Annotated in this window: 7 protein-coding genes; 6 read left to right on the top strand and 1 reads right to left on the bottom strand. The window is 47.7% G+C overall.

Annotation, left to right across the window (positions count from 1 at the left end; translation table 11 throughout):
• Positions 1-18: 18 nt before the first annotated feature.
• The 4 genes from MYF79_RS13250 (at position 19) to MYF79_RS13235 (ending at position 7102) form a co-directional block, all read left to right on the top strand.
• The gene (locus MYF79_RS13250; RefSeq protein ID WP_247814352.1) at positions 19-1008 is read left to right on the top strand and encodes a BT_3987 domain-containing protein; all 990 of its coding nucleotides are present in this window, start codon (positions 19-21) and stop codon (positions 1006-1008) included.
• A gap of 235 nt (positions 1009-1243) precedes the next feature.
• Positions 1244-4390, top strand: coding sequence for a glycoside hydrolase family 2 TIM barrel-domain containing protein (locus MYF79_RS13245; protein ID WP_247814350.1), 3147 nt, complete (start codon positions 1244-1246; stop codon positions 4388-4390).
• A 109-nt stretch (positions 4391-4499) separates the two neighbouring features.
• Entirely contained in the window at positions 4500-5957 is a 1458-nt protein-coding gene (locus MYF79_RS13240; protein ID WP_247814348.1) for an alpha-L-fucosidase, read from the top strand.
• A gap of 716 nt (positions 5958-6673) precedes the next feature.
• Entirely contained in the window at positions 6674-7102 is a 429-nt protein-coding gene (locus tag MYF79_RS13235; protein WP_247814346.1) for a cupin domain-containing protein, read from the top strand.
• 63 nt (positions 7103-7165) lie between these two features.
• On the opposite strand, the gene MYF79_RS13230 is transcribed toward MYF79_RS13235, so the two are convergent.
• Positions 7166-10597, bottom strand: coding sequence for a ThuA domain-containing protein (locus MYF79_RS13230; RefSeq protein WP_247814345.1), 3432 nt, complete (start codon positions 10595-10597; stop codon positions 7166-7168).
• Between the two features lie 312 nt (positions 10598-10909).
• Here MYF79_RS13230 and MYF79_RS13225 point away from each other — a divergent pair, with 312 nt between their 5' ends.
• Together MYF79_RS13225 and MYF79_RS13220 are read left to right on the top strand one after the other, a co-directional pair.
• A complete protein-coding gene (locus tag MYF79_RS13225; RefSeq protein ID WP_247814344.1) occupies positions 10910-11683 on the top strand; it encodes an NUDIX hydrolase in 774 nt (257 codons plus the stop codon).
• Between the two features lie 240 nt (positions 11684-11923).
• Positions 11924-16027: a two-component regulator propeller domain-containing protein gene (locus MYF79_RS13220; RefSeq protein ID WP_247814343.1), complete on the top strand. Its 4104-nt coding sequence runs from the start codon at positions 11924-11926 to the stop codon at positions 16025-16027.
• Positions 16028-16043: the final 16 nt, after the last annotated feature.

Raw genomic sequence — 16043 nt, 5'->3', positions numbered from 1 at the left:
GTACATAAAAACACAGTCATGAAAAGAAAGCATTCAGCTCTTCACATATATACATTCCTTTTGGCTATTGCCTGCATCAGCGCATGCAAAAAAGATGATCATGCTGCTGAAACAGTCTACATGCCCGAAGCAGGAAAAGGTATTGTTAAAAAGGAATTTTCCATTGCAGATACGCCTTTTGTAGTCTCTTACAGCGCTGTACTGACAGGTACCGACTATGCCACCGTATCGGGTATCAACGCCGGCAATGAGATAACAGTACATTTCATGGCAGACACCTCCCTGGTAGCGAAGTTCAATGAAGACAACGGTACCAGTTACCCTTTACTGCCCGCCGGCAGCTACGAACTGCAGGCCAGCGCCACCATCGCGAAAGGCGCTGCCAGTACCGGCAACCTGGCGCTTAAAATAATAGCCAAGGACCGGATCAATCCCTTCCAGGACTATATGATCCCCGTAAGCATAGAAAGCATCAGCGGGGCAGCAGGAAGCGGCTACCAGCAAACCACTTACTTCGTCGTAAATGGTACTGCTGACCTGGCAAGTATGCAACCTTACGATGAAAGTGGCTGGAGCATTGCCGGTTTCTCTACAGAAGAACCAGCGGAAGGCGGTGGTAACGGCCTCGCTAAAGCCGCTATTGACGGCGATCCCGGCACCTTCTGGAACTCTAAATGGTCTGGCGGTGAGCCGGGGCCTCCTCACTATATCATCATTGATATGGGAGAAGTGAAACCAGTACATGGCATTGGCATTATGGACCGTTATTTTGAAGGCGACTGGCAAACGGAAGGACATGGACAACCACAGGATATTACCGTTGCCGTAAGCGCTGATAATGTTACCTGGGATGATGTGGCCAGTATCAGGGACATTCCCCACGATGCCGGCCAACCCTGGTACAGATACTTTGTTTCTACATTAAAAGAAGCGCGGTATGTGAAGATAACCGTAACAAAAGTATACGCTACATCCAGTACCAACATTGCAGAAGTACAAATATTTTAAAACCTAAACGCACATGAAGAAAACCCTTGTATCTACGCTGCTCATCGCAGCCGGTATCGGAAGTTCTGCGTGTGGTGAAAGCGAATCCGGGAAATAAGTAGTTGTTGTTAGAGTCCTGCCACAAGCACGGGGCTGCTGCCGGGGCCATTCGTAGCAATATGCATCGGCTGGCAGCGGTCTCGTGTGGAGTGGTAGTACTATTGAGCAATATTAATTGTAAATATAAAAACAGGAAATGGGTCTCAAAACATTAGGTATTACAGCATGCCTGCTGGCAGCAGGCCATGCCACTATCCATGCGCAAAGTAATGACTGGGAGAACGAACAGGTCTTAGGCATTAACAAGGAAGCAGCCCGTACCATCTGCATTCCTTATGCCAGTAAAGAACAGGCAATGAAAGATGTACCGGCAGCATCACCCTGGTATGCTACCCTGGATGGCACCTGGCAATTTCATTGGGTAAAACAACCCTCCGAAAGGCCGCTCGATTTTTACAAAACGGATTTTGACGCCACACAGTGGACAACGATCCCTGTACCTTCCAATATGGAAATGCAGGGCTACGGTACGCCTGTTTATACCAACATTGAATATCCTTTTAAAGTGGATCCGCCCCGTGTGATGGGGGCTGTGCCTGCCGACTGGACAACGGCAAAAGAGCCCAATCCTGTAGGATCTTACCGCAGGTATTTCGAAGTTCCGGCCAACTGGAATGGCAAAGAAGTGTTCATCCATTTTGATGGTGTTATCAGCGCCATGTATGTATGGATCAACGGGCAAAAGGTGGGTTATAGCCAAAGCAGTTTCAATCCGGCGGAATTCGATATTACAAAATACATCAAACCCGGAAAGAACCTGGTAGCCGTGGAAGTCTACAAGTGGAGTGATGGCAGTTACCTGGAAGACCAGGACATGTTCCGCTTCAGCGGCATTCACAGAAGCGTATACCTCTACGCGAAACCTAAGCTGCATATACAGGATTATTTCCTGCAATCAGACCTGGCGGCAGATTTTAAATCGGCCGTCTTCTATGCCAAAACAGATATAAAGAATGATGGCAGCGCAGCTGCAGCCACTGTCAGCGTTGATATATACGACCCTGCCGGTAAATTGTACAGTAGCATCCAGCAGCCGGTAGCCACAATGAAAAGCGCATCGGCGCAGGCATATACACTCCGGGCCGACATCCGGCAGCCTGCGTTATGGTCGGCCGAAACACCGCATCTTTATACCGTCCTGCTGACTTTGAAAGATAAACAGGGTCAGGTGCTGGAAACGCTTTCATCGAAATTTGGCTTCAGGAAAGTAGAGATAAAAGACAGCCGTCTCTGGGTGAATGGTGAACCGGTATTGCTGAAAGGCGTAAACCGCCATGAAGTACACCCCGCTTATGGTAAAGCAGTGCCAAGAGCTACCATGATACGGGACATTACGCTCATGAAACAATGCAACATCAATACCGTACGTACCTGCCACTACCCGAATGATCCGCTGTGGTACCAGCTCTGCGATGAATATGGTTTGTATGTGGTAGATGAAGCAAACCTGGAAACACATGGCATGGGCGATCAGCTGACGAAAGATCCCAGATGGAAAAAAGCATACGTCGACAGGCAGGTACGCCTGGTAGAAAGGGACAAGAACCATCCTTCCGTCATTATCTGGTCTATGGGCAATGAATCCTGGGGAGGTGAGAACTTTGTAGCAGGTAAAGCAGCTATACGGGCTATAGACAGTTCCCGGCCTATCCACTACGAAGGATATAACGACATAGCTGACATAGAATCTACCATGTATCCATCCGTGAATACGCTGATAGCTGAGGGAGAAAAGACATCCTCCAAACCATTCTTTATGTGCGAATATGAACATGTAATGGGCAATTCGGGAGGTAACCTGCTGGAGTACTGGGAGGCCATTGAATCGCATAAACGCCTCATTGGCGGCTGCATCTGGGAATGGGTGGACCAGGGCGTCAATAAACGGATTCCCGGCGATACAAGCGGCAAAACATTCATTGCCTATGGCGGCGACTTCGGCGACAAGCCCAATGACGGTACTTTCAGCATTAAAGGGCTCACTACTTCAGACAGGAAGTTCACCCCTAAAATGGAAGATGTCAGGAAAGTATACCAGTATGTGAAGATCAGCATGGCAGATGGACAAACAGGCCGTGTTGCCATCAGGAATAAATATGATTTCCTCAACCTCGATGCCTTCGATTGTACCTGGAGCCTCTCTGAAAATGGCAGGGTGATACAATCAGGTACATTAGCACCGGTGCATTTGTCGCCCAACGATTCTACCATTGTTACCATTCCCTTTCAACAGCCCGTATTAACACCAGGCGCTGAATATTGGCTACGGGTAGCGTTCCGCTTACGTGAAGATGCATTGTGGGCAAAACAAGGTACCGAGGTAGCGCACGAACAAATGAAGATGCCCTTCAATACCCCACCTGTAGCGGCGCTCAATATAGCGGAGCTCCCTGATGCAGACCTCCAGCAAAATGGTACAAGCGTAGAAATAAACGGTAAAGGTTATTCCATTGCATTCGATAAATCTACCGGCAATATCAGTGCCCTGCAGTATGGCGACCAGGTAATCATTAAGGGCACGCAGAACGGGCCTGTATTTAATCTCTACCGCGCAAGACTGGACAATGACCGTACAAAGGAAAGAGGCCCTGCCATAGAATGGATGCAGGCCGGTTATGATAGCCTGCAATATACCCTGAACAGCTTTGCTGTAAAACAGACCGATAGCAAGTCGGTCGGGGTGACAACCGCAACTACTGCCGCTACACGCTCCGGCTTCAAGGTACTTATACAAATGAAGTATACCATCTATGGCAATGGCCTGGTGCAGGTGAAAGCTGACTTTACACCAGATACCAGCGGCTTGCCTATTCCCCGCCTGGGATTACGTATGACATTGAACCCCGGACTGGAAAATGTGGAGTGGTATGGCCGCGGGCCTTTCGAAAACTATGCAGACAGGAAAACGGCTGCCGACATCGGACAATATCAGCGTACGGTAGACGATATGCTGGAACAATATGAACGTCCGCAGGGAATGGCCAACCGCGAAGATGTTCGCTGGGTGAAACTTACCAATGCAGATGATAAAGGCATCCTCTTTACAGCAGATGATCAGCTGAGCTTTACGGCACTGCATTATACCGACCAGGACCTGTGGGCGGCGCCGCACCTGTACGAGTTGCACAGGAGGGCGGAAACCATTCTAAGTCTTGATAAGGCGCAGATGGGACTGGGTAACGCCAGCTGTGGTCCTGTTCCATTACCACAATACTATATTCCTTTTAAACCGGCAACATTATCATTCAGCATACAACCGTATACGCCCCTGCAGGGTAAGTAAACAAGGAAAGGAATCAATACTATTTTAAAATCACCGGATGTTTTGTAATGACGCAATCTACATATGATGCAGCTGCCTCATTACGAACTCCTTCAAAGATCACCGTCATATGAATTTCAGGAAGATCATATCACAATTCACCACACCCCTTGTGCTCATGTCAGCTATCAGTGCTTTCCTGCCCTTCCGGGTGAATGCACAGACGGCGCCGGCTCCGGTAGGCCCTGTTCCCAATGCCAGGCAGATAGAATGGTACCACCGGGAAATGATCGCCTTCTTTCATTTTGGTATGAATACTTTTACCAATGACAATGAGGGCGATGGTACAGCGAGCCCGCGATTGTTCAATCCGACTGCATTAGATTGTAGGCAATGGACAAGCGTACTTAAAAGTGCCGGTATTACGAGCGCTATTTTTGTAGCGAAACATGCAGATGGCTTTTGCAACTGGCCAACAGCACACACCAATTATTCAGTGAAGAACAGTCCCTGGAAAGATGGCAAGGGAGACGTAGTCAGGGAGTTTACCGATGCCTGTAAATCTGCCGGTATCAAAGCAGGGATATATCTCGGGCCGCACGACAGGCATGATTCCAGGTATGGCACAGACGACTACAGTGATTACTACGCCGATCAGTTGTCAGAGCTGTTAAGGAATTATGGCCCCATCTGGGAAATATGGTGGGACGGTGCAGGCGCCGACAAACTTACTACTGCCTACTATACACGATGGGCAGATTCCGTTCGCCGTTTACAACCCAATTGCGTTGTGTTTGGCACAAAGAACTCGAATGCCTTTGCTGATTGTCGCTGGATGGGTAATGAATCGGGCATATCCGGTGATCCCTGCTGGTCAACGATCAATTTATCGTCTATCAAAAATGAGGCAGACAATATCGCGGCATTGAATCATGGGGAGCTGGACGGAACTGCCTACGTGCCGGCGGAAGTGGATGTATCCATTCGTCCAAGCTGGTTCTATCACCCCGAAGAAGATACCCGTGTAAAGACGGTTGCCGAACTCTGGGACATTTACTTTAATTCAGTAGGCCGGAACAGTGTACTGTTGCTGAACTATCCGCCTAATAAGGAAGGGCTGATCTCTCCTGTTGACGCGAAAAGAAGCGATAGCCTGGGAGCGATGATCCGTGGTACTTTTAAGACCAATCTGGCCAGTGGTGCAAGTGTTAAGACGCTTCATCCACGCGGTGGCATTTATAAGCCCTCTAATATGACAGATCGTCTTGAGAGCACCTATTATGCAGCAACAGATGATGCCAGGACCGATACCATCACTTTCAACCTTGGCACTGCAAAAACATTTGACGTGCTGATGATACAGGAAGTAATTGAGTTAGGACATCGTACCACCGGATGGTCTGTAGAATATTCAAAGAATGGTAAAAACTGGCTTCCTATTCCTGAGGCAACCGGAAAGCAGTCTATTGGTTACAAATGGCTGCTTAAGTTCAAACCTGTAACCGCCTCATATGTAAGACTGCGGATCACTGCCGGCAAGGCATGTCCCGCCATTCACACGTTTGGTATCTATAAGCAACAAATGTAAACATACAATACATTAGCTGTTGCCGGGTATATTACCCGAAAGGTCGGAGTCATCATACTCCGGCCTTTTTTATTAACCGTATTCCGGGCCTGATTTTTTTCACATTTCCATTTCCGTCGTGTTTGCGTTGCATTCCGTCGTGTTCCGTTGTGTTTCCGTCGCGTTCCGTTGCGTTCCGTCGCGTTTTCGTCATGTTTCCGTCGCGTTCCGTTGTGTTTCCGTCCCCCGGGTTATCACCCGGGGCTACAAACACGGGCACTCCTGACGGAGTGCGTAGCACGGTTCGAAAACAGTCACTCATTTCCTGAATAGAATAAACGCCGCCGTTCTACCGGATGCATTTCGGAAACGGGATCTGGCCTCTTCACGACTATCAGTGAAAAGGCTCGGGATTTCACGATATACAGTGGAAGATTTCCTGTGTATCAGCGTATGTAATAGCCCCTGTACTGTCTAAAACGGTCTTATCCCAGATCCTGCCAAATCAACCACCATGGCCGTTCACAAAAGGCGCAATCTAATCCTGCATCTGTTGTTCCAAGCAGGTATGCTGGCACAGGCATATAAATTGCCAACCTTTAAGCATATTTCCGAAGGTACCAGTAGCCTGCTTATCCGCTGATGATCACCGATAGTATAACGATAACAAAACCAGGTATCCAAACCTGTACAGTATCAGGCCGGGAAGTGGCTATTATTTTATTAAACTCATTATTATGAAAAAGTTTGTTTTCAGTCTTACAGTGTTACTCACTGCATTCGCATTCGGTACAAAAGCACAACACCAGGAACATGGCGGGGAAGTAACAACATATCCGCCTAAGGTGCTTTTCACAAAACAGCTCCCTGCCGATCTTAAGAAAGATGAAGCCAAGGTAGTACTGGTAAGATTTGCACCGGGTGAAGTGTCAAATGCACACAGGCATCCGATGGCAACTGTCGGATATGTGCTGGAAGGCGAAATAGAATCGACATTTGAAGGAGAGAAACACGTTTACAAACAAGGAGAGGTTTTCTGGGAAGAACCAGGCGGACTGCATAATCAGACCAGGAATCTGAGCAAGACGAAGGAAGCCAAACTGGTGGTATTCTTTGTAGGATCCGAAGGAAGCCCTGTACTCATTCCGGAGAAGGCTAAAAAGTAAAAATGATACAGGCAAGGCGGCCTATATGAATGGCTACCTTGCCTGTATACGATCGCTCTTTTTTTATTCTGCCATCTTGAAAGTGGTATTCAGTACTACCATCAGAGAAGTTCCCGCTGCTGCATCTTTATTCTTAAATACAAGATAGATATCGTGGAACCCTTCTGTAGCTGACACAGGTAAGAGCACAGGCTTGCCACTGAACAGGGAACCGCCCTGTACATCGCCGATGAACGGTGTTTGCCCCAGCAATTTACCATTCGGATCGTCCATGTGCAGCTCTATGATACCGCCTGCAGCATTTAACTGTGCTTTCGGCGCCATAGCAATAAATTCTATGCCTGTGATGCCGGTCAGATCAATATGCTTTAAACTGATATAACTGCCCGACTGCGATGGAATAATAAAATTGTTGCCACCGTAGCTCATCTTCGTGGCATCCTTTACTATATCGTATTTGGTAGGATTAATAACCGGGTTGCGCAAGATGATAGAATCTACCGATGTTATACCGGGTAAACCATTGCTGCCCTTATCGGTATAGGTGGCATTGAACACAAAAGCGCCGTCGCCTTTATCGCCCGCCGGTATCTTTGCGGCGTAAGCGCCTGCTACAGGCAGTGATTTATTAACGGGTTTCGGTGTTGATAAGCTGAGAATGTACCTGATCATTTCGGCAGCATCATCTGCAGACAGCTGCGGATGTGCCGGCATGGGTACATCGCCCCATACGCCCTTACCGCCTGCTATCGTTTTCTTCACAAGTTTTTCAAGCATAGTGCTATTGCCCTGGTATTTTTTAGATACCGCATAGTAAGCTGGTCCAATGGATTTCTTATAATCGCTGTGACAGGACCGGCAATCGCTGGCATTCAGTAATTTCAAGCCTTTGGCCGAACCTGCCGAAGCAGCCGGCATTTTATGCCCCGCTTCTGCAACAGGCATATCCTGCCCGGATGCAACATAGGCGATGTTAACAAATACATCTGCCGGTTTTACTTTAGCACTGCCCAGGGCCCCATCTTCCTTGTCTTTCACTTCCACTTTATAGTTGTATGTCTTATCGCGGATGAAAAAGCTTTTATTGTTTTTGCCAATGTCAAACCGGACATCGGGCGCTTCATTGCCTGCTGTTAGTTCAATTGATTGTGTGGATACTCCTCCCTTGTTGTCAGATACCGTCAGACTGGCCTTATATAGACCTGGTTTTGAAAAAGTAAGCGTTGCTTCCGGCCCCGCAATTGTTTTTGCATAACCGTTCTTAGACGTGATCTTCCATGTATACTGAAGCGTATCTCCATCCGGGTCTGCGGTTTCGTTGGCAGTCAGGTTCACCTGTAGTGGAATAGCGCCACCTGGTTTATCGGCAGACATCCGGATCACCGGCTTTCTGTTGCCACCATTGTATTCAATACGGATCAGCCTTGCGTCATCATTGGCAGAGAACCAACCGGAACCATATTCCAGCATATACAGATCGCCATTGTCGGCAAACTCCATATCCATCGGGTTACTGAACTTATAGCCCGGCATAAACCTTTCCATGGACACATAGTTACCTTCTTTGTCGAGCGTTACTGCCATGATCCATCCTCTCATCCATTCGTATATCAGCAATTTTCCGTCATAGTATTTAGGAAAGGCACGTGGCGCTTTCCTGAAATCTTCACTATAGAAAACAGGGCCCGCCATTGCGCTTCTGCCACCGCTACCTACCAGCGGAAAGTCTTTGGAAGCGCCATAAGGGTACCATATGAATGCTTTCTGTGCCGGTGGCAATTCTTTCAGGCCGGTATTGTTGGGCGATGTATTGACAGGTCTTGCTGCATCAAATTTGCCGCTGGCCGCGTCGGAAGTGAAGTCAATTTTCGGATAGGCAATGTTATCGCCCACGAAGTAAGGCCAGCCAAAATTTCCGGGCTTTCTTGCCTGGTTTATTTCGTCCTGTCCTGCGGGGCCTTTCACCGGATCAGCATCGTTGGCATCGGGCCCTATTTCTCCCCAGTATACAAAACCGGATCTTTTATCGACTTCAATTCTGAATGGGTTTCTGTCGCCCATAACATAAATTTCCGGGCGTGTCTTCGGTGTGCCTTTCGGGAAAAGGTTCCCCTCGGGTATAGCATATGAACCATCTGTCAGTGGTTTAATACGAATGATCTTCCCTCTCAGATCGTTCGTATTGGCAGAAGACTTCTGTGCATCCCAGGGCGATCTCAATTCACGTTCATCGATGGGAGCATAGGCGGTTGCCCGCGGACTGGTATTATCTCCTGTAGACAAATACAGGTTACCCTGACCATCCCAGCTTATTGAACCACCGGTATGACAGCACTGTTCACGTTGCGTGGCCACTTCAAGCAATACCTTTTTAGATTTCAGATCAAGCACATCGCCATTGAGTGTGTACCTGGTGAGTACATTCTGCGATTTTAGCGGGTCGGAATAGTATAGATATATCCAATGATTTGAAGCGAAATCAGGGTCTTTGTTCAATCCCAGTAAGCCATCTTCCGCTTCAGACTCCTTGCCTTCCCTGTCTTTGTACTTTGTGCTTACAGGGATCGTGGCAATGGTTTTCAGTTGTTTTGTTTTAGTGTTATAGAGCTTTACAGCGCCATGCCGCTCGATGAACAATATACGTCCGTCATTCAGCACCGTAATTTCCATGGGCTCATTCAGTTTCTCCGCCAGCACTACCTTGGTAAACCTGTTCTCCTCCGGCCTGGCTTTTGAATAATCCAGCGTAACAGGAGCTTTGGCGCTCATGGCATATTCCAGGCCGGCGTACAAATGCTTTAAGAACAGCGGCTCTTTGAACGTTTCATCGGTGTGCCCCATATTGGTATAAAACGAACGGCCGCCATCAAAATCGTGGTACCAGCTCATAGGATGGTTGTCGCCATTCTTACCACCTGTATAGCTCTTCTCATCGAGCTTGACCAGCACATGTATGGTTGGATCTATCTGCTTAAAGCTGTAAAATTCATCTGTGCGTTCAAAGGTGTCAGGCATCTCCCTGGTAGCAAAGCTGTTCTTATCGGCCACATAGAATTTACCTTTCTGAATGTTGTTGGGCATAGGATGATCAAGGAACCAGGCGCCTGCCAGTCTTCCATACCATGGCCAGTCATATTCGCAATCTGTAGCAGCATGGATACCAACAAAACCACCGCCGGCCTGTATGTACCTTTCGAATTCCTGCTGCTGCGCATCGTTCAACACATCACCTGTGGTACTAAGAAATACAACCGCGTTGTAACGTTTCAAATTCGATGTCTTAAAAAGGGAAGCATCTTCCGTAAAATCCACAGCGAAGTTTTTCTCCGCCGCCATTTTTGAAATAGCCTCCCTGCCGGCTATGATGGAAGCATGCCTGAAACCCTCGGTTTTGGAAAACACAAGCACACGAAGCGACTGAGCATGGGTATAACCCGGCCCAAAGGTCAAAATAGCTAATAACAGAACAAAAGCCGATAGATCTTTCCTGGCCATGATATTGATATTTTGTGGTGATGGTTAAATGCGGATATTGCTGTCATTGACTGGGTTAAGCACCGGTTTACATAGCGGTCATCAATATCAGAGCAGTTGGCAATAGCTGCACTGCTGTTCAATACTGATCTGTTGAACAAGCACTTTTCATAACGTATAAATGACGGAATAAAGCTAAGGGGAGTTTGTTAATCAGCAAAATTTATTTCGTCAAATTGACAGAATACATAACTTTGGGGAGGGACAATCTATCTAAACACCTGGCAATGAACCGGATAAGCCATCTTCTTTTTAACGCACCAAAGGCATGATATGGATACTACAGCGTTAGACGCTTCTTATTTCGATGAGCAACTATATGTAAAGCATGTGGCGGTCGATAATGTCATTTTCGGTTACCATGACAGGGAACTGAAAGTACTGCTTCAAAGGCCTAATTATCAGCAGAAATGGACCGTAGCGGGTGGATACGTGCGAAAAACAGAGTCCGTTGAGGAGGCAGCGCATAATATTGCATTTCTGAGAACGGGGCTGAAGGACCTTTTCCTGGAGCAGTTCAGATCTTTTGGTAATCCTTCCAGGACGAAAGAAGACTGGCTGGCCATTAAAAAGAGTTTTGAAAATGCAGGTGTGCAGCCGCCCCCTGATTCCTGGATCCTCGATTATAGTGTATCCATCGCCTTTTATACGCTCACGGAATTCTCATTGGTAAGCGTACAGAAAGGGCCCTTTGATGAGGCCCTTGAGTGGTGGCCGGTTGCCCAGTTACCGCCCATGATGTTTGATCACGCCCTGATCATTGAAGAAGCACTGAAGGCCCTGCGCCGCGATATTTACCACTACCCTATCGGTTATGAGCTCCTGCCCCGGAAGTTCACCCTTCCCGAGATCCACAGCCTGTATGAGACCATTTTGGGTAAAACCCTTGACAACAGGAACTTCACCAGGAAACTAATGTCGAGCGGGATCATAAAGAAACTGGATGAAATACGAAGCATCGGCGCACACCGGTCTCCTTACCTGTATAAGTTTGAAAAGAAGAAGTATGATGCAGCTTTGAAGAACGGTATCTTTCTGGGCTTCTGAAACGTTCTGCACCGGAGAGAGGGCCTCTACGGCTTTCGGTCTCGCTCCCCTGCATAGCTTCCTGTGCCGGCAAACAAAATCAGAACAAAAACAAGCCCGCCCGTTTCGGCAAAACAACATCGGAAGAGGACGGTGATAGGTAGCCGCAGTAAAAGTTTATAAATTGTCAATAAAACAATTAAAATTCTGTTATTTTTAAGGAAGCTTTGTCCGGTTATGAACTGATAATTCCAAGTTGTTGTGAAATATATTCTTTATATCTCTTATCTGATGCTATGGTCACAGGTGGCTTTTTCGCAGCAGAGTGATCTTAACTTCGTTAATTTCAGCAGTGAAAATGGCCTGTCGTCCAATACAGTTTCCACCATACTGAAGGATAAGTACGGATATATGTGGTTTGGCACAGACGACGGCCTTAACAGGTTTGATGGAGTTAATTTCTCCGTTTACAGGCATAAGCAAAGCGATACCATGAGCATTGGCGCCAATTCAATACTCGCCATGCACGAAGACCGCTCCGGCAATCTCTGGGTTGGAACAAATACCACACTATCCCTGTACGACCGCAAAAAGGATTGTTTTATTAATTACCGGTTCACTTCCGGCAATACAGCGCGGACCATTTTCCGTGATCATACCGGCAAACTGTGGATAGGAAGTTATGCAGGCCTGTTCACATTCGATCCGCAAACCGGGAAAACAGGTCAGTATCAGGCCAATGCTGCCAGGCCTGGTCAGCTGGCGGGAAACGTCATTACCTGCGTATTTGAAGACAGCAGGCACAGGGTGTGGATAGGTGGCAATTCCGGCTTGTATCTCTATCAAAGCAGCACTGACAATTTCAAACACTTTGCGCATAATACAAGCGACTCCCTTTCACTTCCCGACAACTCCGTAAAGGTGATAACAGAAGATCATAACGGCAATTTATGGATTGGCAGCGAAGACGGCGGTTTAAGTATGTTACTGCCCGATGGGAAAGGCTTCCGCACCTACACACATAGCAAAACAGATAAACAGACGCTGAGCAGCAACCGCATCTGGACAATAACGCCGGAGAGCCCCAATAGCTTATGGGTGGGCACCGAGGAAGGACTGAACATCTTCGATCTGCAGAAAAAGACTTCCCACCGAGTGGAGCATGACGCCAGGAACAAGTATAGCCTGCATGGCAAGTCTGTCAGGAGCATCTTTATAGACAAGAACGGTATTTACTGGATCGGAACCTATCAGGGTGGCATCAGCAAATACGATAAGAATCTGGCCTTCTTCAACCTCCGGGAGAGCAATCCCTTTGACCCGAAAGGATTGACAGCCCCCGTAATCACTTCTTTTGCCGAGGATGGAAACGGAGATATCTATGTTGGAACAGATGGTGGCGGTATCAACCTCTATCACAGGAGCAACGGCCTGTTCGATCATCCGCTGTTCTGGGGCGAAGGCAAAGCACCGGCAGTACTCGCGCTGGAACGCCTGGACCAGGAGCTCTGGATCGGGACTTTCATGCAGGGCCTGTATGTACTGAACACGCAGACAGGCAAGGTACGCCACTATACCAAAGGCGATGGGCAAAAAGATCTTTCCGGTAACGATATTTTTTGCCTTAAAAAAGACAGCAGGGGAAATATCTGGATCGGCACGAACGGAAACGGTGTAAACGTTTACGATCCGGTATCAGGACAGTTTCGCCGCTTTGATAAAGAGCAGCGCTATGCCGCTGGTATAAGTACGCTTAGCCGTGGTTTTATCCGCACTATAGAGGAAGATGAATCCGGCAATATCTGGATCGGTACGCTGGGATCCGGTATAATAATGCTCGATCCATCCCGTGATAAGATCCGGGTATTTAACCGGGAAAATAGTAACCTGCCAGCCAACGACATGCAGACCATTTGCGCCGGCAAGAACGACCGGATCTGGGCAGGTAGCCCGGGTGAAGGATTATGCCTGTTCGATGCCAAAACAGGGAAATTTGTTCGCTATGCGGAACAGGAAGGCATATCCAATGCTGTCATCTATAAAATACTGGAAGATGATGCGGGCAAAATATGGGTCAGCACCAACAAGGGCATCAGCAGCTTCGACCCCGCCACCAGCAAATTCAAAAACTATTTCCCCTACAACGGTTTACAACGCAGTACCTTCTGCCTGGGAGCAGGCCTGAAAACCAGCAAGGGAGAACTGTTCTTCGGCGGCCTGGATGGATTTAACTACTTCTATCCGAAACTGTTGAACTACAACAGGAATGTACCGAAGATCGTACTCAGCGACCTGAGGATTTCCAGCAGCTCTGTCATACCTGGCAATAAAGCGCCGATCAAAGAGCATATTTCAGTGGCAAAGGAGATCCGGCTGGATTACAAACAGAACTTTTCCATCGATTATACAACGCTGAATTATACAGCTCCGCAGGAAAGCCGGTATTCCTATATCCTGGAGGGTTTTGATAAAACCTGGAATGAGGTGGGTTCTATCCGGACAGCGGTATTCTCCAATTTACCGCCGGGCGACTATGTATTTCGCGTCAAAGCAAGCAGCGATGATGGTTCCTGGACCACCGGGCAGGCCGTCATCCATGTATATGTAAGGCCCCCCTTCTGGCTTACGGTATATGCCTATATCTTCTATGTGCTTGCAATAGGCTTCACCTTATGGGCGCTGCGGCAGCGCGCCATCCATAAGATCAGGAATAAGTTCGCCCTTGAACAGGAACGCCTCCAGATAAGACAGGCCATGGAACTGGAAAGAAAAGAGGCCGAACGGCAACGCGAATTCGAGCAGGTCAAAGTCAAATACCTCACCAACTTAAGCCATGAATTCCGGACACCGGTATCATTGATAGTAGGCCCCATTGAAAAGCTGATACAGGAAGAAGTCTGCCAGCCGAAATTAAAACAACTGCAGCTCGTAAAAAGGAATGCCAGGAGGCTTTTAAACATGGTCAACCAGCTACTGGATTTCCGTAAACTGGAGGAGCAGGAACTGAAGCTGAACCTGACACAGGGCGACATCGTTTCTTTCATTGGGGAAGTGGTGGAACTGTTTAAGGATATTTCTGATCGCAGGCATATCAATTTTTCTTTTACAAGTGCGCTAAGCAGCTTCCATACCTGCTTTGACCGCGATAAAATTGAGCGGATCCTGTTTAATCTCTTGTCGAACGCCTTCAAGTTCACACCGAAAGGCGGCCAGATATCACTGAACATTGACCATGATCCCTCGCAGGGTATCACGATCACGGTGACAGACACCGGTATTGGCATGACACCCGACATCAGGGAGCGGATATTCACGCGTTTCTTCCAGGGAGACGTGCATCCCGGCATATTGAACCAGGGCAGCGGTATTGGTCTGTCCATTGCGCTGGAATTTGTGAAAATGCACAATGGCACCGTCAACGTGGAAAGCATCCCCGGAAAAGGAAGCGCATTCACTGTACAATTGCCTTTGGAACCGGTACGGGAACCTGTTGAAAGTACCGACCTGCTGGTGGTGGGCCCGGAAGGACACCTTGATACGGGCGATGCGCAGGCATTAATGGCGCCTGTACAACAGGCCTCCGTTCCCGCGGCAGAAAAACTAACGGTGCTGCTGATTGAAGACAATGACGATTTCCGGTATTATCTGAAAGACAATTTAACCCCTTTCTATAAAATCGTGGAAGCCGCTGACGGGAAAGAAGGATGGCAAAAAGTATTGTCGGCTCATCCCCAGGTTATTGTGAGCGATATCAATATGCCCTATATGGATGGCATACAGCTAAGCCAGAAAATCAAATCGGACAAAAGGACCAGCCATATCCCGATCATCCTGTTAACAGCCCTGACTGGCGATGCATCCCAGTTAAAGGGGCTGCAGACAGGCGCCAGTGACTACCTCACCAAACCGTTCAATTTTGATATCCTGAATATAAAGATCAACAACCTCCTGCTGCTGAACCAAAGTCTGAAAGACACCTACACGCGCCAGTTAAAGGTGGTGGTACCAGCTGCCGAAGTGGAATCGGAAGACGAAAAATTCCTGGTAAGGGTTACGCAATATATCGAGGACAATATTAACAGCGACAGCTTAACGGTAGAAGATCTAAGTAAGCACCTGTTTATGAGCCGTGCTTCATTGTACAATAAAGTAGTACAATTGACAGGTGAAACGCCGGTAGAATTTATCCGCTCCATTAAATTAAATAAGGCCGCCAGCTTGTTGGAGAATAGTGATATGAAAATTGCACAGATCGGTTATGCCGTCGGATTTTCCACACCCAATTATTTTGCACGGGCATTCAAAGCAAAATTCAACCTCTTACCTTCCGAATACCAGCTGCTGAAAAAACGATCGGTCAATTAAAATCCATCTATCCGAT

This window comes from Chitinophaga filiformis (assembly GCF_023100805.1).
Taxonomy (GTDB): domain Bacteria; phylum Bacteroidota; class Bacteroidia; order Chitinophagales; family Chitinophagaceae; genus Chitinophaga; species Chitinophaga filiformis_B.
This window is presented reverse-complemented; position numbering and strand designations above follow the sequence as displayed.